At 75.6% G+C, this 20,792-nt stretch carries 18 protein-coding genes, 2 tRNA genes and 1 pseudogene; 11 read left to right on the forward strand and 10 right to left on the reverse strand.

Features of this window, described 5'->3' with window-relative positions:
- Positions 1-69 precede the first annotated feature (69 nt).
- Positions 70-405, reverse strand: a complete 336-nt coding sequence (locus tag V1L54_RS26310) for a beta/gamma crystallin domain-containing protein (protein WP_330120638.1) — start codon at positions 403-405, stop codon at positions 70-72.
- Positions 406-527: 122 nt separating this feature from the next.
- On the opposite strand from V1L54_RS26310, the gene V1L54_RS26315 reads away from it, so the two are divergent.
- The 9 genes and pseudogenes from V1L54_RS26315 to V1L54_RS26355 all read left to right on the forward strand — a co-directional run bounded on the left by V1L54_RS26315 (position 528) and on the right by V1L54_RS26355 (position 8,702).
- Positions 528-1,829, forward strand: a complete 1,302-nt coding sequence (locus V1L54_RS26315; RefSeq protein WP_330120639.1) for a hypothetical protein — start codon at positions 528-530, stop codon at positions 1,827-1,829.
- Positions 1,830-2,046: 217 nt separating this feature from the next.
- Positions 2,047-3,249: pseudogene (locus tag V1L54_RS26320) on the forward strand (RNA ligase family protein); the annotation flags it as partial.
- Between the two features lie 50 nt (positions 3,250-3,299).
- The gene (locus tag V1L54_RS26325) at positions 3,300-4,421 is read left to right on the forward strand and encodes an endonuclease/exonuclease/phosphatase family protein (protein ID WP_443076794.1); all 1,122 of its coding nucleotides are present in this window, start codon (positions 3,300-3,302) and stop codon (positions 4,419-4,421) included.
- 339 nt (positions 4,422-4,760) lie between these two features.
- A complete protein-coding gene (locus tag V1L54_RS26330; protein ID WP_330120640.1) occupies positions 4,761-4,943 on the forward strand; it encodes a hypothetical protein in 183 nt (60 codons plus the stop codon).
- Positions 4,944-5,017: 74 nt separating this feature from the next.
- Complete coding sequence (locus V1L54_RS26335) at positions 5,018-6,457, forward strand: hypothetical protein (protein ID WP_330120641.1); 1,440 nt, start codon at positions 5,018-5,020, stop codon at positions 6,455-6,457.
- Positions 6,458-6,540: 83 nt separating this feature from the next.
- Positions 6,541-6,612, forward strand: a tRNA-Glu gene (locus tag V1L54_RS26340).
- Between the two features lie 14 nt (positions 6,613-6,626).
- Positions 6,627-6,700: transfer RNA gene (locus V1L54_RS26345), tRNA-Pro, on the forward strand.
- 200 nt (positions 6,701-6,900) lie between these two features.
- Entirely contained in the window at positions 6,901-7,581 is a 681-nt protein-coding gene (gene pnuC / locus V1L54_RS26350) for a nicotinamide riboside transporter PnuC (RefSeq protein WP_330120642.1), read from the forward strand.
- Positions 7,578-8,702 carry an AAA family ATPase gene (locus tag V1L54_RS26355; protein WP_330120643.1) on the forward strand — a complete coding sequence of 375 codons (1,125 nt, stop codon included), beginning with the start codon at positions 7,578-7,580 and terminating at the stop codon, positions 8,700-8,702. The genes pnuC and V1L54_RS26355 overlap by 4 nt, the downstream gene beginning before the upstream one ends.
- Positions 8,703-8,830: 128 nt before the next feature.
- Here the strand turns inward: V1L54_RS26355 and V1L54_RS26360 are convergent, their stop codons facing one another.
- From V1L54_RS26360 to V1L54_RS26380, 5 genes are all read right to left on the reverse strand, one after another.
- On the reverse strand, positions 8,831-8,980 hold the full coding sequence (locus tag V1L54_RS26360) for a hypothetical protein (protein WP_330120644.1): 150 nt from the start codon (positions 8,978-8,980) through the stop codon (positions 8,831-8,833).
- A complete protein-coding gene (locus V1L54_RS26365) occupies positions 8,977-9,243 on the reverse strand; it encodes a type II toxin-antitoxin system Phd/YefM family antitoxin (protein WP_330120645.1) in 267 nt (88 codons plus the stop codon). Before V1L54_RS26365 ends, V1L54_RS26360 begins: the two co-directional genes overlap by 4 nt.
- A 113-nt stretch (positions 9,244-9,356) precedes the next feature.
- On the reverse strand, positions 9,357-9,755 hold the full coding sequence (locus tag V1L54_RS26370; protein WP_330120646.1) for a MerR family transcriptional regulator: 399 nt from the start codon (positions 9,753-9,755) through the stop codon (positions 9,357-9,359).
- Positions 9,756-9,783: 28 nt separating this feature from the next.
- A complete protein-coding gene (locus V1L54_RS26375; protein WP_330120647.1) occupies positions 9,784-10,842 on the reverse strand; it encodes an MDR family NADP-dependent oxidoreductase in 1,059 nt (352 codons plus the stop codon).
- 182 nt (positions 10,843-11,024) lie between these two features.
- Positions 11,025-12,020, reverse strand: coding sequence for a hypothetical protein (locus tag V1L54_RS26380; RefSeq protein ID WP_330120648.1), 996 nt, complete (start codon positions 12,018-12,020; stop codon positions 11,025-11,027).
- 388 nt (positions 12,021-12,408) lie between these two features.
- On the opposite strand from V1L54_RS26380, the gene V1L54_RS26385 reads away from it, so the two are divergent.
- Positions 12,409-14,490: an N-6 DNA methylase gene (locus V1L54_RS26385; protein WP_330120650.1), complete on the forward strand. Its 2,082-nt coding sequence runs from the start codon at positions 12,409-12,411 to the stop codon at positions 14,488-14,490.
- A gap of 188 nt (positions 14,491-14,678) precedes the next feature.
- Here the strand turns inward: V1L54_RS26385 and V1L54_RS26390 are convergent, their stop codons facing one another.
- The 3 genes from V1L54_RS26390 to mgrA all read right to left on the reverse strand — a co-directional run bounded on the left by V1L54_RS26390 (position 14,679) and on the right by mgrA (position 17,311).
- Positions 14,679-15,224 (reverse strand): hypothetical protein, encoded by a 546-nt coding sequence (locus V1L54_RS26390; protein ID WP_330120651.1) that lies wholly within the window; start codon positions 15,222-15,224, stop codon positions 14,679-14,681.
- Positions 15,225-15,372: 148 nt separating this feature from the next.
- Positions 15,373-16,191, reverse strand: coding sequence for an AAC(3) family N-acetyltransferase (locus V1L54_RS26395; protein WP_330120652.1), 819 nt, complete (start codon positions 16,189-16,191; stop codon positions 15,373-15,375).
- Between the two features lie 130 nt (positions 16,192-16,321).
- On the reverse strand, positions 16,322-17,311 hold the full coding sequence (gene mgrA / locus V1L54_RS26400) for an L-glyceraldehyde 3-phosphate reductase (protein WP_330120653.1): 990 nt from the start codon (positions 17,309-17,311) through the stop codon (positions 16,322-16,324).
- A 561-nt stretch (positions 17,312-17,872) separates the two neighbouring features.
- On the opposite strand from mgrA, the gene V1L54_RS26405 reads away from it, so the two are divergent.
- Positions 17,873-19,063, forward strand: a complete 1,191-nt coding sequence (locus tag V1L54_RS26405) for a cellulase family glycosylhydrolase (protein WP_330120654.1) — start codon at positions 17,873-17,875, stop codon at positions 19,061-19,063.
- Between the two features lie 130 nt (positions 19,064-19,193).
- On the opposite strand, the gene V1L54_RS26410 is transcribed toward V1L54_RS26405, so the two are convergent.
- Positions 19,194-20,405, reverse strand: a complete 1,212-nt coding sequence (locus V1L54_RS26410; protein ID WP_330120655.1) for a right-handed parallel beta-helix repeat-containing protein — start codon at positions 20,403-20,405, stop codon at positions 19,194-19,196.
- Positions 20,406-20,792 lie beyond the last annotated feature (387 nt).

Here is a 20,792-nt window from a genome sequence, read left to right on the forward strand (position 1 = left end):
GGGCGGGGCCCCGCGGCCCGGGCCGCGGGGCCCCGCCCTTCGGTGCCGTGCCTCGGAGGCGTGGGCGCGTCAGTGGATCCGCAGGTGGGTGATGGTCACCGAACCGTCGACCACCCGCTTGGACTGCCACTTCTCCAGGGTGATGGCCCCTATCGTCGAGTTGACGGTGATCCGGTTGTTGCCGGACGAGATCCGGTAGGCGTCGGGGAGGTGGAGGCCCACGCTGCCGGCGTTGGCGTAGCAGAGCTTCTGACTCCCGCCGCTGCCGTACTCGATCTTGACGAAGTCGGTCCGGTCGCCGCAGCCGACGGTGTTGATCGCGGCGGCGTTGCTCATCGGGACGACGGCCGACACCGCGACGGCCGCGGCGGCCGCCACCATGACTCGCTTGAGCGAGCGCTTCATACGTTCTCCAGTTCTCTCAGCGGTTGGAACACGGGAGCGGCCGAAGCCGTCCCCTCCTCCCCCACGGTCACTCCGCCCGGCGGGTTCACCCCTTCCGGCGGTCGCCGGGGAAGAATCACGCCATGCCCGCCGACCGCGCCGATCACGCCCACCGCACCGAGCACACCGAACACAGCGAGCGCGCCCACCCACCGCCCGCCGCGCCGCCGCCGGCCGGCGAGCGGCTGTGGACGGACCGCCGGTGGCTGCTGTACGCGTCGGCCGCGGCGGCGGCCCGGCTCCCCGGCACGATGCTCCCGCTGGGACTGGTGCTGGCCGGGCAGTCCCTCACCGGCTCCTTCGCCTCCGGCAGCGTCGTCGCCGGCGCGTACGCGGCCGCCGTCGCGCTGAGCGCCCCGTGGCGCGGCAGGCGGCTCGACCGCGCGCCGCTGCCCGGCGGGCTGACGGTCCCGCTGGTGTGCGGGGCGCTGCTGCTGGCCGCGGTGGGGGCCGCCCTGGCGGTACGGGCCCCGGTGCCGGTGGCGGCGGCGCTGGCCGCCGGGGCCGCCGTCGCCACGGCCGGGGTGCCCGGCGGGCTGCGGAGCCTGCTGCCGCTGCTGTGGGGCGGACGCGCCGCGGCCCGCGCCTTCGCCGGAGACTCGGCCGTCACGGAGATCACCTGGATCGCCGGGCCGGCACTCGCCGCCGCCCTGTTCGCACAGGCCGGTCCCGTCGCGCCGGTCGCCTGCGCGGCGGTGCTCTGGCTGGTGGCGGTGCCGGCGGTACGGCGGGTGCCCGGCCGCCGGGCCCCGGCGGGCCCGGTCTCCCGGGAGCGTACCGGCGGGCTGCTGCGCGCCGTCTGGCCGCTGCTCCTGCTCAGCCTCGGTGTCGGGGTGAACCTCGGCGCCCTCGACGTCGGGCTGCCGGCCCTGCTGCACAGCCGCGGCTCGGCCCCCGCGGGCGGCGGGCTGCTCATCGCGGCGCTCTCGCTGTCCAGCGCGCTCGCCGTCCTGCTGCTCACCACCCCCGTGGCGGGGCGCCTCCTCGGCGGCGGGACGGGCGGCGACGGCCGCGGCATACGGCGGACGGTGGTGTGCCACGCCTGCTACGGCCTGCTGCTCCTGCCGCTGGCGCTGCTGCCCCCGCTGCCCGGCGCGCTGGCGGTCGTCCTGGCGGCGGGCTGCTTCCTGGGACCGGGCATCGGCTTCACCTTCGCCCTCGTCCCCGAGCGGGTGGCGCCCGGCCGGCACGGCGAGGCGTTCGGGCTGTTCTTCTCCACCAACGCCCTGGGCACCGCGGCCGGTGCCCTGGCCGCCGGAGCGCTGGTGGAACACGTGTCGGTCTCCGCCGGGCTGCTGCTCGCCGCGCTGCCCCCGGCGGTGGCGGCTGCGGTCGCGGCGGTCACCGCCGGGCGGACGCGCCGTCCCGCGGACGGGGACCGGTGACGTACGCGGCGTCGGCCGCCGGTGCGCCGGGCCGCGGGCCGCACCGCCGTTCCGAGGACCCCGGCCCGGTCGGTCCCCGGGGCGGAGGAGCGCGTGGCGCGCCGCCCTCCCGCACGCCCGTACCGTCCCCGATGGTTATTCGCTGGCCGCGCTCCCCGCCGCTTCCTACAGTGACCGTCAGTGACCGCCGTCCCGGTGGCGCCGACAGGAGCGGATCATGCGTGCGCACTACCCCCGTACACCGCACCTGCCCTGGTCACCCGGTGTGTCCCCGGACGACGTACGGGCCGCCGGTCTGGCCGGGCTGCGCGGCGCGGAGGTCGTGGTCACCGAGAAGCTCGACGGGGAGAACACCACCCTCTACCGCGACGGGCTGCACGCCCGCTCCCTAGACTCGGGCCACCATCCGTCACGGGCCTGGGTGAAGGCCCTGCAGGGGCGGATCGGCGCGGCGATACCGCCCGGGTGGCGGGTGTGCGGGGAGAACCTCTACGCCCGGCACTCGATCGGCTACCGGGAACTGGCGGGCTTCTTCTACGGCTTCTCCGTCTGGGACGAGCGCGACCGCTGCCTGGACTGGGACCACACCGTGCGCTTCCTGCGGCGCGTCGGCGTGCCGGTGCCGCGCGTGCTGTGGCGGGGGGTCCTCGACGGGCGGGGTGAGCGGGCGCTGCGGGTGGATCCCGAGCGGCAGGAGGGCTACGTGGTGCGGACCGCCGAGGGCTTCCCCCGGGAGGAGTTCGGGCGGCGGGTGGCCAAGTGGGTGCGGCCGGGGCACGTGCGGACGGACACGCACTGGCTGCACGCCGCCGTCGTCCCCAACGGGCTGGGCCCGGCCGCCGCGCTGTGGGCGGTGCGGTCGGGTGCGGCGGCCGGGGCCTCCGCCCTGTCGGCCGCCGTCGGGGTGCGGCCGGACGGCCCGGACGCGGGCGACGCCGGGGACGCCGGGAACGCCGGGGACACAGCGGACGCCGCCGGGGCGGCCGTGGCCGGGGTGACGGACCGGCTGGACGCGCTGGGCCGGACGGGGGACGCACGGCTGGCCGGGGTGCTGGCCGCGCTGCTGCACCGGATGCCGCGGGCCCGGGTGGCGACCCGCCTGGCCGTGCCGCTGGGCATGCCGCTCGCGCGGCGTGTCGCCGATCTCGTCGGGCTCCACCCGGGCCTGCACCGCCCGTACCCGGACGAGGAGCGCCGGGCCGGGTTGGTGCGGATGTCGTTCGCCGCCGACCTGGGGGTGCTGCACGCGCTCGCCGCGTCGGTCCCGGCCGGGCGTACACGGGCGGCGCGCGAGCAGGTGGAGTGGTCCGCGCTGCACGCCGGGGAGGCCGGGCTGGACGGCGAGGCGCCGCTGGAGTGGCTGCGCTCGGGGCTGCGGGAGGCGCTCGCCGGACTGGACGGCGAGGCCGCCGCCCGCTGCTGCTGGCGGCCCTGGCCGAATCCGGCGCGGACGTCATCGCGCTCCAGGAGGTGGAGGCCGGGCTGCTGGAGATGCTGCTGGCCGCGCCCTGGGTGCGGGCCGGATGCACCCTGGGCACCGACCCCTACGGCCGGGACGCCGACGAGCACGGCCTGCTGCTGCTCAGCAGGCTCCCCGTGCGGGAGGCGGCCGTGCACGTGCTGCGCCCGCACAAGGCCGTCACCGCCGTCGTGGTGACCACCGCCGCCGGTCCACTGACGGTGGCCGCCACCCATCTGAGCAGCGACCACTCCGCCGAGGGCCCGGCCCGGCGGCAGGCCGAACTGGAGCGGCTCGCCGAGGGGCTGGCCGGGGTGGCGGGGGACCTGGTCCTGCTGGGCGACCTCAACGACTGGCGAGAGGGGCCCGACGGCCCGGCCGCCGTACTCGGACTGCGGGACGCCTGGACGGAGGTCCACGGGCCGCACGACCACACCCCCACCTTCGATCCCGGCGCCAAACCGCTGGCCGCCCTCGCCTCGCTGTCGGGCCGGGCCGCCCGGCTGGACCGGATCCTGCCGCGCGGCGACGGGCTCCGCGTCGCCGGGGCGGAACTGCTGGGCGACAAGCCCACGCCGCAGGGGCTGTACGTGTCGGACCACTACGGGGTGGCGGCCGTGCTGCGGCCGGACGGGGACGGCGGGCCGCCGGGCGTCCCGGAGGACCGGGAGGAGGCGTCCGGCGTGGCGTCCGCCGACCCGGCGGACGGGCCCGGGGACGGCGACCGGGCCGGGCGGATCGTCCGGCGGGTGGCAAAGGCGCTGGGCGAGGGGACCGTCCACCTCGTCGGCTCGCGACGGACGGGCTGCGCCCTGCCCGGCGCGGACGTGGACCTGGTGGCGGTGCTGACCGTGGCCCCGCCGCCGGGCGAGGACCTCGAGGAGGTGCTCGGCGCCGTCCGGGGCCGGATGCGGGCCCTGCTCACCGCCCTGGAGGAGGCCGGCGCGGCGGACGCGCACGCCTGGCCCCGCCCCGTCGAGACCGGTCCGGGCCTGGTCCGTTACGCCGTCGGTCTGGGCCGCACCCCGCCGGGGGCGGCCACCGTCGCCGCCCTCGCCCGGCGGTGGGGCGGCGGGTTGCCCGGGGTGGGGGTCGAGATGGTGGCGGGCGGCGCGGCGCCGACACCGCGCTGAACCCGCGCGAACCCCGTACGACTCCGCACTCTCCGTACGACACCATGGTCGCCGGGTGACCAGTCCGGGTCCGCCCGGACGGGCACCGGACGCGCGAGCATTTTTGCAATTTCATCTGCACGCGCTTCAGCATGTGCAGCAGGGCGTGCATAAGCACGTGAACCTCGTTATGCTCCAGGGGAGTTGGCCACCCGGCCTTCCCGAGCCCACCCACCCGAACCGCACCGTCCGCAACGTCACGGCTTTCCTCCCGGTCCCGGCCCGGCCGTCCGGAGCGCCGGGCCGGACGGTGCCTCCCGGGTGCCCGGCACCCCTCAGACGCCGAGAGGAACACCGCTCATGCAGATCAGGCGCAACGGCACCGCCCGCGGGCGGCGGATCGGTTCCACCGCGAGGCGCCTCGCCCGGTGGGGCGTACGGCGCCGGCACATCGCGGTCGGACACTTCCTCCGGGGCGTCTGCTCCGGGGCCGGCACCGCCCTGGTGGGACTGGCCGTGGTCTGGTTCCAGTCCCGCCGCTGACGGCGGCGGCGCGATGGTGCGCCGTCGTCTTATTCACTGGTCCCCGCCCGGCCGCGTACGCCACGCTGTGCGCCATGTCCCAGCAGGCGTCCCACGAGACGCACCACCACGCCGAGAGCCCGCTCCTGCGGGAACTGCACGCCTCCCTCGGGCAGCGCAGGCGCCCCGAGGACGTCGCGCACCTGGTGCTGCGGCTGTTCGAGGACGGCGGCGGGCGGGACGGCGGGCGGCCGCTCGACCGCCGCGCCCGGAAGGCCCTGGAGAAGGCGGCCCGCGGCTCGCTGCGGAACCTCTGGCACGGCTACACCTCGATGCTGGAGGACTTCGCACGCCCCGTCGGCGCCCGGCGCCAGCTCTCCCGGGCCGCCGAACTGTTCCCGGCGCTGCCCGAGCTGCTCGCCCTGCCGGAGTCGGCCGGTGACGACCCCGAGCGGATCGAGGCGGCGATCCGGGCCGCGGGCGGGGAGATCTCCAAGCACTTCGGAGCGAGCGACTTCCTGGCCGACCGGCTCAACCGGGCCCAGCGCGCGGCGGCCGGCCTCGGGGAACTGTCCAAGCGGCAGTACAACAAGCGGTTCCGGCTGCTGCGCCGGATGGAGGTGAAGCTGGCCCGGCTGGTGGTCGAGCGGCGCAAGCGCGAGGTGACGATGGTCGGCAGGAGCGGGCTGGCCTCGCGGCTGCCGTACGGGGAGTTCGCCGCCGACCCCGGCACCGCCGCCTTCGTCGCCTACCTCACCGCGCGCGCCAACCTGCGCAGCGAGTTCACGGTCTCCGGGCAGCAGCGCGCCTACGACGAGGTGGCGGACGCGCTGTTCCGGCGGCTGCGGAACGAGACCGGCCGCACCAACTGGTACGCGGTCGCGCACGTCCACCCGACCGCCGAGGTGCTCGGGCATCTGACGGACGGTCAGCGGGGTCGGCTGCTGGCGTTCTGGTACCGCTTCCTGCTGGACGTGGCCGAACTGCTGGAGACGGCCTGGCACCGCCGGCCGCTGGACCGCGCCACGATGATCGTGCGCCGCGGGGACGACTCGACGACCTGGAACCAGGCCGCCCGCGCCTGGACGAAGGCCCGCGCCAACTGGTTCGCGCTGCTGCGCGCCATGGGCGCCGAGGAGATCACCGAACGGCTCTGCCCCGGCAAGGTGCCGCTGCTGGTGGCCGCCGACGTGGCCGCCTGGCACCGGCGGACCGGGGGCGGGCTGCATCCGGACACCGGAGTGTGGGCCGAACTGCCGCTGCCGTGGCAGGTGCTGCGCGGTACGGCGGACTGTCCGCGGTCACTGGTGGCGGAGGTGTGCCGCCGCCACGGTGTCGACCCGGTCACCGGCGGCTGGACCGGGCCGCGCGACCGGGTCCGCCCGGTGCCGTTCCGGCCCACCCCGGAACTGGTGCACGGCGTGACGGTCGGCGACCCGGTGCTGGCCGGGGTGCTGCGGTCGGCCGGCTTCTTCTCCGGCAGGCCCCCGCGCCCGGCGGCCCGGGAGCTCGCGCCCCGCGCCGACCGGGCCTGAGGGGGGCGGGGCCGGTCGGTGCGGGGCCGACCCGTAAAACCGTTTGCCCCGCCGGTGGCCCCGCCGACAGGATCAGGTCCGCCGACGGAGAAGCTCAGTGGTGGAGCGCCCGGCTCTCAACCGGGTGGACGCAGGTTCGAGCCCTGCCTCCGTCGCACGGGCCGTACGGGCACCGGGAAGCTCAGCGGTGGAGCGCCCGGCTCGGGACCGGGTGGACGCAGGTTCGAGCCCTGCCCCGGTGCCCGTACGGCCCACCCCTTCCGGGACCGCGCCTCCGGGCGCGGCCCTTTCGGCTCTCCCGGGGGCTTCCGGGCAGCCGCCCGGTCCCCGGCGGGCACACGGTCCGCACGTGACCGGCCTCACGGGCCGCCAACCCGCCCCGTGCTCTTGTCGCCGCACCACGACCCCTTTATCGTCATTCTGACATTTAAGGAGGTCGTCGCGTGAACGACACCGTCGCGGACCTGCTCGCTCCCCTCCAGCAGCCGCTGTTCACCCTGCTGGACACCCCCGTCAGCTGGACGGAGGTGCTGGGCTTCGGCAGCGGCGCGCTGTGCGTGTGGCTCGTCGCCCGGCAGCACATCGCCAACTGGCCGATCGGCATCGCCAACAACCTGTTCTTCATCCTGCTGTTCACCGGTGCCGGGCTGTACGCGGACGCCGGGCTGCAGATCGTCTACATCGCGCTGGCGGTCTACGGCTGGTGGTCGTGGGTCACCGGCGGCCCGGCGGCCGCCGGCGGACGGCTGCCGGTCACCCGCACGACCGCCCGCACCTGGTGGGTGCTGCTGCCCGCGACCGCGGCCGCCACCGCCGCGCTGACCCTGCTGCTGGACCGGGCCACCGACTCCACCGTGCCCTTCTGGGACGCCCTGACCACCGCGCTGTCGCTGGCCGCCACCTACGGCCAGTGCCGCAAGAAGGTCGAGTCCTGGTACCTGTGGATCGCCGCCGACGTCGTCTACGTCCCGCTGTACGCCCACAAGGGTCTGTACCTCACCGCCCTGCTCTACCTCGGCTTCATGGCCCTGTGCGTGGTCGGGCTGCTGGGCTGGCGGCGCGAGCTGGCCGGGCGGGAGGCGCGGGAGGGCACCGGACCCGCGGCGGTGGAGGCCGTGGCGTGAGCGGGACGGGGAACGGGGTGGAAAGCCCCTCCGCGCGGCGGGAGTTCGGACACGGGCTGGTGCTGGGCAAGTTCTACCCGCCGCACGCCGGCCACCACCATCTGATCCGTACCGCCGCCGCGCGCTGCCACCGGCTCACGGTGCTGGTGTGCGCCTCGTCGGTGGAGTCGGTGCCGCTCGCCGAGCGGGTGGCGTGGCTGCGCGAGGTGCACCCCGGGGAGGGCGTCGAGGTCGTCGGCGCGGTCGACGACGTGCCCGTCGACTACTCCGACCCCGGCATCTGGGACGCCCACATGGCGGTCTTCCGGGCCGCCGTCCCCGGGCCGGTCGACGCCGTCTTCACCTCCGAGGCGTACGGCGCCGAGCTCGGCCGCCGCTTCGGCGCGGCGGCGGTCACCGTCGACGCCGACCGCGCCGCGTACCCGGTCTCCGGCACCGCCGTCCGCAAGGACCCGGTCGGCTGCTGGGAGTACCTGGCCGCCCCGGTGCGGGCGGCCCTGGCCCGCCGGGTGGTCGTGGTCGGCGCGGAGTCCAGCGGCACCACCACCCTGGCCCGCGCCCTGGCCGGGCACTACCGCGCCCGCGGCGGGGTGTGGGCCGGCACCCGCTGGGTGCCCGAGTACGGGCGGCGGTACAGCGCGGAGAAGTACGCGCGGCTGCGCGCGGAGCGGCCCGGTGCGGCGCTGGGGGAACTGGTCTGGGGGTCGGCCGAGTTCGAACTGATCGCCGAGCGCCAGCTCGCCGGGGAGGAGGACGCCGCCCGCGACGGATCACCCGTGCTGTTCTGCGACACCGACGCCCTGGCCACCACCGTCTGGCACGAGCGCTACACCGGCGGCCGCAGCCCGGCGGTGGAGGCGGTCGCCGCCCGGGGCCGCCACCACCTGTGGCTGCTCACCGACCACGAGGGTGTGCCGTTCGAGGACGACGGGCTGCGCGACGGGGAGCATCTGCGGGCCTGGATGACCGGCCGCTTCCGCACCGAGCTGACCCGGCGCGGCCTGCCTCACCTGGTCCTGGCCGGCTCCCGCGAGGAACGGCTGCGCGCGGCCGTGGCGGCCGTCGACGACCTGCTCGCCCGCGGCTGGCACTTCGCCGACCCGCTCCCCGAGCGCGGCTGAGGGCACCGCCGTGGCCGCCGGGCCGGGGGGTGTCACGGCGTACGGCCGATGTGCACCACGGTGACGGCGGCGTCGCGGACCTCGCACATGAGCCGGTGACGTCCGATGTGGATACGGGGGACACCGGGCTATCCGTACTGCCGGGCTCCGGTCGGCCCGGGATCGCTCATCAGGGCGTTGATCGCGTCGAACACCTGGTCCACGCCGTCCGGATCGGTTTTCCGGAACCCGATGAGCCGGTTCTTCGCCGGTGTACGCCACTCGGCCCGGTAGCTCACGCCGCCCGGCTCCGCGCCTCTCCCCTGGCCTCGCTGACTACCTGGTCGTGGGAGACGGTGTCGACAGTTCCGGTGGCCTTCTCCGGTTCGTACCGGGCGAGAGCGAGGCCGTCCTCGAGGTCGGCCAGTTCCTGCGGACTGATCAGCACCGCGGCGACCTGTCCGTGCTCGGTGGGGACGATGCGTTCCCCGCGTACGGCGGCCCGCCGTACGAGACCGTGAAGCCCGGCCCGGGCCTCGTCGACGCCGATCGTGTCACTCATACGGCGAAGGCCGCACAGGCACGCCGACAGAAGGGGGCAAGTCCGTGCTTCCGGACAGCAGGCCCCCGCCCCACCGTCCGGGCCGCGGCGCGGTCCACCCGGTCCCGCCCCGGTCAGCGCGCCGGTTCGAGCGGCTCGCCGGGGAGGCCCACCAGCCGGGCGAGCCGCTCGCGCAGTCCGGTGAGGCGGGCGATCTCGGCGTCGACGGCGCGCAGCCGGTCCGCGATCACCCGGGCGGTGTGCGTGGCGGCGCACTCCGGGGAGTCGCACGCGGGGAGCGTGTCGCCGTCGAACACGACCACCGGATCCCGCAGGCAGTCGCGGACGTCCTGGACGGTCAGCCCCATGGCCAGCAGTTCCCGGACGAGACGGACCCGGGCGACCTCCCGGGCCCCGTACAGCCGCTGCCCGGTCGCGGTGCGCCGGGGCGGGGGCAGCAGGCCGCGCTGTTCGTAGAACCGCAGCGCCCGGGGGGTCGTCCCCGCTGCCGCCGCCGCGTCACCGATCCGCATGTGTGTCTCCTCCGTGCCGTGCCCGCTGCTACGGCTCCACCACCACGGCCCCCAGACGGCGGCCCTCGATCACTTCCCGGAACGCCCGGGGGCCGCTTTCGATGCCCGCCAGGCGCGTGTGCGGGAAACTGATTCTCCCCGAGCGCAGCCAGTCGCCGAAGCGCCGGTTCCACTCGGGCAGCGCGTCGGGGTGGTCCGCTGCGTTGAACCCGCGCAGGGTCACCCGGTTGAGGACGACCCTGACCCAGTCCACCCCGGCCGGCGGCGTGCCGCCGAGGCCCTCAGGGGCCAGTTGCGCGGCCAGGCCGCCGACCAGGACGAACCGGGCTCCGGGCCGGGCCGCCGCGACCGCCGCCCGCAACTGCTCCCCGCCGACGGTGTCCAGCAGGACGTCGACGCCGTCCGGCGCGGCCTTCGCCAGCTGGTCGGCGACGGGCTCCGCGCCGCGCACCACGGCCGCGTCGTAGCCCAGCTCCGCCACCAGCCGCCGCGCCTTGTCCGGCGAGCCGGTGCTTCCGATCACCCGTTCCGCGCCCAGCAGCCGGGCGAGCTGCCCGGCCAGCGAGCCGACCGCGCCGGCTCCGCCGGTGACGAACACCGTGTCCCCGGGCCGGACCTCGGCGGCGCGGGTGAGCGCGCCGTACGCCGTCCAGCCCTGCGACAGGTGCGCGACGGGGTCGGGCAGCTCCGGGCCCACCACGGTGCACTGCCCGGCGGGCACCGCCGCGTACTCCCGCCAGCCCAGTTGGTGCAGGACCGTGTCACCGGGGCGCGGCCCGCCACCGGACGGCCCGCCCGGCGTGGGCGCCGCGACGACCTCGCCCACCGCCGGGCCGAACAGCGTGTCACCCGGCCGCAGGACCGCTCCCGGGTAGTGGCCGTCGATCACCGTGCGCAGCAGCGCGGCGAAGACGAGGAAGGCCCGGTTCCGTACGAGCACCTCGCCGGGGCCGGGCCGGGGCAGCGGCACCTCGGCCACCTCGAAGTGCTCCACCGCGGGCAGCCCGTCCGGCAGGGACCGCAGCCGGACCTCGCGCGAGGTACGGGGCAGGGCGGGTGGGGCGGACGAGCCGGACGGGGCGGTCATGGCGGCGCTCCTCTGCGGTGACCGGCGAGGCCGGTGGCACCTGCGGTGTCGGCGCACGGCGCGGGGGCCGTGCCGGGGCCGCGACGCTAACCCCTGACCCGCGCGTCAGGGGCAAGCCCGGGTGCGGGAGCGCACCCGGGCGGCGGCGGACGGCACCCGGCGGCCGGTGCGTCACCGGGGGCTCAGGTGGTCCGGGTGTTGGTCAGATGGGGGCCTATGTAGCCGATGTAGAGCAGCCCGGTGCCCGCCGTGTCGTCGTGGAAGTGCAGCCGCGGCGAGACGGCGTTCCCGGCGCCGATGCGCAGGTGCGCCTCCATGTAGACCCGGCCGGAGGGGTGGACCGTCCTCGGTACGGGCAGCATCCGCTCCCTGCGCCAGGCCGATTTGCACCGGACGGTCTCGGACTCCTTCATCCTGACCTTTCCCGCCGGGAAGGGATGCCGCCCCGGCGGGAGGTTCCGGCACCAGGCGCGGAAGTTCCCCCCGGCCCGGCCGGCCGCGGAGTCCGCCGCGAAGTCCTCCAGCGCCTTCAGGGCGTCCCAGCAGGTGACGATCCAGTTCGGCATCGCTCTCTCGTCCAGCCGCCTGGTGACCTTCCGGTCGCCGGTGAAGCGCAGTGTCGGGAACTCGTCCAGCCGTTCCAGGAGTTCGGTGAAGCTGCCGGGAGGCGGGGAGCCGCCTTTCCCCGCCGCCGGGGCGCGGGCGGTGTCGCGCGGGCGGCGCCGCGGGGCCCGGCCGCGCCGCCGGGTGCCGCGCGGTTCGGCGCGGGGCTCCTCCGTCGGCGGGTTCGCCGCGGGCGGGGAAGCCCCGGCCTCGCGTGGTCGCTCGTTCCGGGCCTCCCCCGCCCGTGTCGCCGCTGCCGGCGGCGTGTCCGGGGCGGAGCGGGCGGGCCCGGTGCCGCGATCGGCGGCCGGGCCCGGGCGCCGCGCGGGCACCCGGGCCGGCGTCCCGGACAACGGGCGGCGGGCGGCCTGCCGGCGGGCCGGACCGGCGGGGACGCCCGCCGCACGGTCCGGGGCGGCGCGCGGACCTGTGCCGTCGTGGCCCCCGTCGACGGCGGTGGCGCCGTGGCCCCCGCCGGAGAACCGTCCGGTGACCAGGCCGCCGGCAGTGGTGGCGACGACGACGGCGCGGTGCCACACGGTGGACACGACCCTGCGGTACGCGGCAACGTCCATGGATCCCCCCTTTTTTCGCATGCGGTGGTGAGTGATCGCTGTCCGCGCCACCGGCGGGGTGGGGGGTTGCGGCGGCGCGGAACGGAGAAGAGGGACAGCTGTCCGAGGGGCCGCGCCCCGGGCCGGGGACGCGCACGGCGCGGCGGGATGCCACGCCCTCCGCGGATTGTCTCACTCTGTGCACGAATACGGTCACAGGGAGTCCACACCGGAGACGGTGCGGCGCCCGCGGCGGGCTCCACGTCCTTGCCTTGTGAACGGTGTCAATGAGCGTAGTAACCTTCCCGGCAGCACGGGTTGTTCGAATCGTGGTGCCGGTCAGCACTTCCGAACCCTCCGAGTTCGAACAGCCGCCCCCACCGGCCCGTAGACGATCCCGGAGATCCCGATGCCCTCACAGCGCGCAGTCCCGGTCACTCTCGCGGAGATCGCACGGATCGCCGGGGTGGGGCGGGCCGCGGTCAGCAACTGGCGCCGCCGCCACGACACCTTCCCCGCCCGGATCGGCGGCACCGACACCAGCCCTCAGTTCTCCCTCGCCGAGGTCGAGCGGTGGCTGCGGGAGAACGGCAAGCTCGGGGACGTCGGGGGCCGCGAGCTGCTCTGGCCCGGGTTCGAGGCGCTCGGCAGCCGGGACGAGACGGGGCTGGCCGTCGCCGAGGCCGGGCGCCGCATGCGCGGCGAGCGGGTCCGCGTCCCGGACCCGCGGCTGTCGGAGCGGGCCCGCGAACTGGTCGGCGAGGCCGTGGCGCTGGGCCGCGCGGAGGGGACGCGGGAGACCTTCGAGTTCCTGCTGCGCCGCTGGCTGGACGCCCATGTCCGCCAGGTCAGCGCCAGCCCCCGCCCGCTGGCGGACCTGATGGCCGAGGTCGCCCGCACCGTCCGGCCGCCCGCGGCCGGTGCCCCGCTGACCGTGCTCGACCCGGCCTGCGGCGCGGGCCATCTGCTGGCCGCCGCCGCGCACGCGGCCACGGCGGCCGGGGCGGAGCCGGTCACCCTGCTGGGCTGCGACCGCGACCCCGCGCTGGCCGCGCTGGCCGGCGCCCGGCTGGCGTTCGCCGCGGACGGGGACGGGGACGCGGACGGGGACGGGGACGGCGCCGACAGTGGCAGCGGCACGGTGAGCGCGGACGTGCGCGAGGGCGACTCGCTGCGGGCCGATCCGCACCCCTCCGCCGCCGCGGACGTCGTCCTGTGCAACCCGCCGTACAACGAGCGCGACTGGGGCTACGAGGAGCTCTCCACCGACCCGCGCTGGGTGCACGGCCTGCCGCCGCGCACCGAGTCCGAACTCGCCTGGGTCCAGCACGCCCTGTCCCGGCTGCGCCCGGGAGGCGCCGCCGTGCTGCTGCTGCCGCCCGCCGTGGCCTCCCGCCGCGCCGGACGCCGTATCCGCGGGGCGCTGCTGCGCACCGGACTGCTGCGCGCCGTGATCGCCCTGCCGCCGGGCTGCGCCCAGCCGCACAGCGTGTCACTGCACCTGTGGCTGCTGCGTGCTCCCGGCGGCGCCCGCCCCGCCGCGGACCCGGGGGTGCTGCTGGCCGACGCGTCGGGCTCCCGGCAGCAGGCCGGCCGGGAGGGCGTGGACTGGGAGGCGCTGGGCGGCTTCGTACGGTCGGCGGTCGGGGCGTTCGAGCACCGGGAGCGGGAACTGCCGGACGGCGCCCGCCGGATGGCCGTCATCGACCTGCTGGACGAGGAGGTCGACCTGACCCCGGGGCGGTACGTCTCCCCCGCCGAGGACGAGGCGGACCTCGGACTGGCGGAAACCTGGCAGGAGTTCGCCGAGGCCGTCGCCGGGCTGCGGACCACCGGGAAGTCGCTGGCCGCCCTCGAACCTGCGGGCGCGGGCGGCGCCGGACACCCCACGACCACCGTGGGCGAACTCGTCCGCGCCGGGGCCCTCACCCTGCGCGGCGGCCGGCAGCCTCCGGACGGGACGGTGCGCGCCGGCGCCCCTTCCGGGGAGGACGGCGGCACGGACGACGGGGTGCCGCTGCTGACCGTGGCGGATCTGGTGCGGGGCGGCGGTCCTACGGGCCGGCTGCGCCGGGCGGACGCGGTGGAACCGGAGGTGGTGCTGGCCGAGGCCGGCGACGTCGTGGTGGCCGGGGTGATCCGCACCTTCACCGCCTGGGTGCACCAGGGCCCGCCCGTGGCGCTGGGCCCCCAGCTGTACGTCCTGCGGGTGGACCCGGAGAAGGTGGACGCCTGGTTCCTGGCGGGCTGCCTGCGGGCGCCGGCCAACGGCCGGCAGGCGGGCACCCATGCCTCCAGCACCTCCCGGGTGGACGTACGGCGGCTGCGGGTCCTCCAGCTCCCGCCGGCCGAGCAGCTGCGCCACAGCGAGGTCTTCCGGCAGCTGGCCGCGTTCGAGGAGCACCGCGCGCGGCTGGCGGAGCTGGGCTCCCGGCTGGTGCGCGACCTCAGCGACGGCCTGGCGACGGGACGGCTGGCGGCGAAGCGCTGAGCGGGCCGGGGCCGGGGGGCGGCGGCCGGAGCGGCGCCCCCCCTGGCGGCTCAGGTCACCAGCCGCACCTCCGCATCGGACATGCGTCCGCCCCCTCCGCTCGAATGGCCCAGGAGCATAGTTGCCTCCTTCAAGCATCGCCGTGACGGCCCCGCGACGTGTGGCCGCCCGGGCGGCGGTCCGGCCGCTCAGGCGGCGAGGGCGCTGTGCCGGTCGAGGATCTCCCGCAGCCGGTTCACGCCCTCCGTGCCCCGGGCGCCGCGCTTGGGAAGCGGGGTGACGAGGAGGCCCTCCTGGTCCTCCCCCAGCAGCACGAACAGGTCCGTGGTCTCGACGTACTGGGGGTAGCGGTCCCAGCCGGAGACGGTCTGCTCCCCGGCCGCCGCGCGGCGGACCCCGGAACCGTCGACCACCAGGCGCTGCCTGCCCTCCCCCGCCCCTGCCGACTCGGACAGCCGCCGGGCCAGCGCGCCCTTGGCGGCCCGGAAGCGCAGGAAGCCCAGCAGCAGGCCGACGGCCGCGCCGACCGCACCGCCCACCAGGAGGATCAGGACGTCCGTGACCAGGGTCAGGAAGACCGCGGCGATCATCAGCACGGCGGACCTGCGCAGATAGCGGAGCACGAAGGTGCGCAGGGACAGCCGGGTCACGATCCGCAGGCACTCCTCGCCGTCCTCCGGCGCCGGCCGGTAGACCAGCTCGACCGACTGCCCGGTGCCGTGCTTCGTCGCCATGGCCTTCTCTCCCCTGCAGCGGATGCTTCCCGCAGCATAGGCACGTCCGCGCACGTCACGGCACCCGTCTGCACCGGAAGGTTGCCCAGGCGGCCCGGCGCGGCCGGACCTCCGGGCCGCGATCCCCGGGCCGGGACCTCCCGTGTCCCTACAGCGGACCGCCCGCGATCGCGTGCTCGCACCGCAGACAGCCGGGCTCGGCGCAGCGGGTGAGCTCCGGGTCGGCGGCGATCGCGGCGGCGGCCGTGGCGAGGGCCTCCCGCAGCGGGTGGACGGTCCACCGGGAGGCGCCCACCGAGGCGGTGCGCGCGTGGGGGGCGAGGTGCGGTGCCAGCCCGGGGAAGCCCTCGGAGCAGCCGCCCGCCTCGACCGCCACCACCGCGCCGTCGGCCGCGCGGGCCCAGCGGACGAACAGCCGCCGGCCGGCGAGCTGCTCGGCCAGGTGCAGGGCGGTCATCCGGTTCAGGCCGACCCCCAGCAGCAGGACGTCGCCGCCGCGTTCGGCCAGGGCGCGCAGCGGGCCGTAGACGTCGTCCGGGCGCTGGGCGGCGATCAGTTCGGCGGCCAGCGGTCCGGCGGCGGCGAAGGAGTTGATCGGGTGGTCGCCGCGGTGCGCGTCCCGCCGGGCGATCAGCGCGGCGGGCAGGGCGCCCATGTCCGCGTCGATCAGCCCGCAGTCGGTGGTGTACGGCACGCCGGCCGGGCCGCCGGACGGGTCCGCGTACACCATGCCGTTGCGCCGGGGGCGCGGCCCGTCGCCCTCGGACACCCAGACCGCGCAGTGGCTCCCGCTGAAGGACGGCACCAGCACCGTGCGCCCGCCCGCGAGCAGCACGTCCAGGACCGTGTCCGCGCCACCCTCGACGGGCTGCCCGAACGACCTCAGCGAGGAGTGGACCATGACCGGCCCGTCGGCGGGCAGCAGGGCGTCCACGGCTTCGGCGAGCCGCCGGGTGGTGATCGTCATGCCTTCTCCCCCTGCCGTCCGGCTGCCGTCCGGGCGCCCGGTCTCCGCGGGCGGACCACGGCACGCTACCGCGGTGCCGGCCCGCCGCACAGGGGACGGCGGGCCGGCACCGCGGCGCGGGCCGGCACGGCTAGCGCAGGTGGCTCTCGATCTCGGCGAGCTCGTCGTCGGTGAAGTCGAGGTTCCCGACGGCGGCGACGTTGTCCTCCAGCTGCGCCACGCTGCTGGCCCCGATGAGCGCGGAGGTCACCCGCCCGCCGCGCAGCACCCAGGCCAGCGCCGTCTGGGCCAGGGTCTGGCCGCGCCGCCGGGCGATCTCGTTGAGCGCGCCGACCTTGGCGAGGGTCTCCTCGGTGATGCCCTCGCGGGTCAGGAACGGGCTGGCGCCCGCGGCACGGGAGTCGGCGGGGACGCCGGACAGGTAGCGGTCGGTCAGCAGGCCCTGGGCCAGCGGGGAGTAGGCGATCGAGCCCGCGCCCGTCTCGTCCAGGGTGTCGAGCAGACCGTCCTCCACCCAGCGGTTGAACATCGAGTACGAGGGCTGGTGGATCAGCAGCGGGGTGCCGAGCCCGGCCAGGATGCGGGCGGCCTCGCGGGTCTGCTCGGGGGTGTAGTTGGAGACCCCGACGTACAGCGCCTTGCCCTGCTGCACCGCCGTGTGGAGGGCGCCCATGGTCTCCTCCAGGGGCGTGTCGGGGTCGGGGCGGTGCGAGTAGAAGATGTCGACGTACTCCACGCCCATGCGGCGCAGGCTCTGGTCCAGGCCGGACAGCAGGTGCTTGCGCGAGCCCCACTCGCCGTACGGGCCGGGCCACATCAGATAGCCGGCCTTGGTGGAGAGGATGATCTCGTCGCGGTACGGGCGCAGGTCGCGGGCGAAGTTCCGGCCGAAGTTGGCCTCGGCGGCGCCGGGCGGCGGGCCGTAGTTGTCGGCCAGGTCGAAGTGGGTGACGCCCAGGTCGAAGGCCCGGCGCAGGATGGCCCGCTGGGTCTCCAGGGGGCGGTCGTCGCCGAAGTTGTGCCACAGCCCCAGGGAGATCGCGGGCAGCTTCAGTCCACTGCGGCCGACCCGGCGGTAGGGCATGGCGTCGTACCGCGTGTCGGCGGCGAGATAGGTCATGGTGCTCCTCATGAGGAACCGGCAGAGGCGGACACCAGGGACTCTACGAGGGGACGGCGGGAAGTCGGCGCAGGGGCACGCGCCGACCCGCACCGGCGCGTACGGGCAGGGGAGCGCCCCACCCGGCCGCCCGGCGGAGCCCCGTCGCGCTCCCGGCCGCGCGGCGGCGGCCCCCGGAAACCCGCGGCACCGGTATTGACACGGTTGGAAGGATCGGGCCTGATATGGGGGCGGCGGCCTCACCACCCCGCCGCGGCGCCACCGCCGGGCGGCCGGCAGGGCAGTGCGGCACGTACCTCCGGCAACCGGCTCCGCTCCGCCCACCGGGGCGGTACCGGTGGACTCGGCGGCACTCCCGGTGGTCCAGCACGATGCGACAACGTTGTCTCACCTGACAACGATGTCCGCCCCAGTCGGCATGCCCGGAGACGACCCCTCTCCGGACCGCCGTCTCCCGGAACCGCTCACCCCCCTGACCCGCGGCCCCGACAACCGGCCGCGGGCATCCCGAGTCCCTCCCCACGGGTACCGCTCGGGACAGGCACTCCTGAGGAGAGGAACATGCTGAAAAGATCACGGCACCTGCTGCTCACAGTGGCGGCCACGGCGATCGCGGGCCTGGTCGGCCTGCTGTTACCCGTGTTCGGCCCGGCCGACGAGGCGGCCGCCGCCACCGGCATCCGCGTCAGCGGCGGACGCGTCGTCGAGGCCAACGGCAACGGCTTCGTGATGCGCGGCGTCAACCACCCGCACGCCTGGTACACCGGCCGCACCGACGCCTTCTCCCACATCAAGGCCAAGGGCGCCAACACCGTCCGCGTCGTCCTCAGCAGCGGCCAGCGGTGGACGAGGACCGGCGCCGCCGAGGTCTCCGACATCGTCGGCCTGTGCAAGCGGAACCGGCTGATCTGCGTGCTGGAGGTGCACGACACCACCGGCTACGGCGAGCAGAGCGGCGCCGCCACCCTCTCCCAGGCAGCCGACTACTGGATCAGCGTCAAGAGCGCGCTGGACGGCCAGGAGAACCACGTCGTCGTCAACATCGGCAACGAGCCGCACGGCAACAACGGCTACGAGCGCTGGGCCGCCGACACCTCCGGCGCCATCCGCAAGCTGCGCGACGCCGGCTTCGACCACGCCCTGATGGTGGACGCGCCCAACTGGGGCCAGGACTGGTCGAACACCATGCGCGACAACGCCCGCACGGTCTTCGAATCCGACCCCGACCGCAACACGATCTTCTCCATCCACATGTACGGGGTCTACAACACCGCGGCCAGGGTCCAGGACTACCTGAACTCCTTCGTCAGCGCCGGACTTCCCCTCGTCGTCGGCGAGTTCGGGCACGACCACTCCGACGGCAACCCGGACGAGGACGCCATCCTGGCCACCGCCGAGCGGCTCGGCCTGGGCTACCTGGGCTGGTCCTGGAGCGGCAACGGCGGCGGCGTCGAGTACCTCGACATGGTCGAGAACTTCGACCCGAACGCCATGACCCCCTGGGGCGAGCGCCTCTTCGACGGCCCGGACGGCATCGCCGCGACCGCGAAGGAGGCCACGATCTACGCCGGCACCGGCGGGAGCGGCACCGGCACCACCGGCGGAAACAACGGCGGCGGGACCGGCGGGACCGCGCCGAACGGCTACCCGTACTGCGTCGACGGCAGCGCCACCGACCCCGACGGCGACGGCTGGGGCTGGGAGGACCAGCGGTCCTGCGTCGTGCCCGGCGGCCCGGCCGACCGGCCCTGACGCGCGCCCCGTGAACTCCGCCGATCGGTAGTGGTGCCGGATGAGGCGGACACCGCGAGGCGTCCCCCGCCCGTTCCCGGGCGGGGGACGCCTCGTCACCGCTCCGTGCGGCTCCGCGCGGAACGTCCGCTCAGCAGGTGCTGCGGCTGGTGTTGTCCAGGGTGAGGTTGCGGTAGGTGATGTTCGTACCGCAGGGGCTCTCCCGCAGCGAGGTGTTGGTCAGCGTCAGGTTCTGCAGGGTGATGTCCCGGTTGCCGGGCATGTCGCTGCGCGCCGCCAGCCGGACCTCACCACCGCCGCTGATCGTGCCGCTCTGGGCGGCGATGGTGACGTTGTAGCAGTTCTCTATCAGGACGGCGTTGTTGCCGGTGTTGGTCAGCGTCACCCGGTCGATCACCGCGCCGCCGCTCTCGGAGACGCAGAACACCCCGCGTCCACCGCCCCGGGCGATCACCTCGCCGACCCGGATGTTGGTCGGGTAGCTGTCCCCGACCCGGCCGTTGCGGTTGGCCATGCGGAACGCCGCGTAGCCGGTGCCCGCCGCGGTGTTCTCGGCGTCCACCCTGGTCACGGTGGCGTTGATCGTGTCGTTGAGCAGCAGTCCGGAGTAGCCGACATTGCGGGCGGTGACCGTGCCCACCGTCAGCCCGTCCACGCCGTAGGTCTCCACCGCGTGGTTGGAGGCCCCGGAGACGTAGGCGCTGTCGATGCGGATGTTCCGCGACCGCTCGGCGCGGTTGCCGTGGTTGTCGATGCGGATGCCCAGGCCGCCGGAGAGCCGCATGTCGATCTGGCCGAGCACCACGTCGCTGACGTTCCGCATGAAGATCCCGTACAGCGGGGACCCGGTCAGGGTCAGATGGCCCACCTCGATGTTCGACGCCCCGCGGGCGTAGATCGGGGCCTGGTCGCCCGAGCCGGAACCGGTGACGTCGATGGTGCCGCACACGTCGATCGCGGTGTTGCTGGGCAGCGACACCCGGGTGCCGGCGCTGATCGAGCCCGAACCGCGCACCACCACCCGCTCCTTGGCACCGCGGTTCGGCGTCAGGCTGTTGACCGCGGCCTGCATCGCGTCGCGCATGCTGCTGCCGGTGTAGACGGTGCTGCCGCCCCGGCGCGCCGTCCAGGTGCCGCCGCTCTGGACGGCCTCGGCGTGGTACGAGCCGTCGCCGCAGGCGAGCGCCGCCCCGGTGCCGGCCCGCGCGGGGGCCGGGGACGCCGAGGGTTCGGCGGCCCCGCCCGTGCCCTGTACGGCCGCCAGGGTGCCCGCCGCCAGCAGGCCCGCGGCCATGACGCTCAGGGCGCGTCTTCTGACGGACTTCACGGCTCCGCTTCCCATGGGGACTCCTTCGTGGGGGGATGTGCCTACCGCGCGTCCGGGCCGGCCGTCCGGTCGCCCCGGGTACTTCCGTGCCCGGTCGGGAAAGGCGGTGGTTGAGCGGCCGTGGACATGGGGAGATGCGGTAAGCGCTTTCTGGGAGCGTTCAGTATTGCGAAGTTTTGTTCGAAGGGTCAAGGAGAACGACTCAATCGACCGGTTTTCCCCAGGTGTCCTTTCCCGTCCTCACCGACGGACCTCACTCCGGCATCCAGTCGACGAATTCCTCCGGAATCCGGAAGTCGGATACGCCTTCCGCCGGATCGGAGAGCGAACCGCGCGGAAAAGCCGCATTCGAAACCGGAGAACACCGGTTCGGAAACCGGCGCCGGGACTCCGCGGGCCCTG

The sequence above is a fragment of the Streptomyces rubellus genome (assembly GCF_036323805.1).
In the GTDB taxonomy this organism is placed as follows: Bacteria; Actinomycetota; Actinomycetes; order Streptomycetales; family Streptomycetaceae; genus Streptomyces.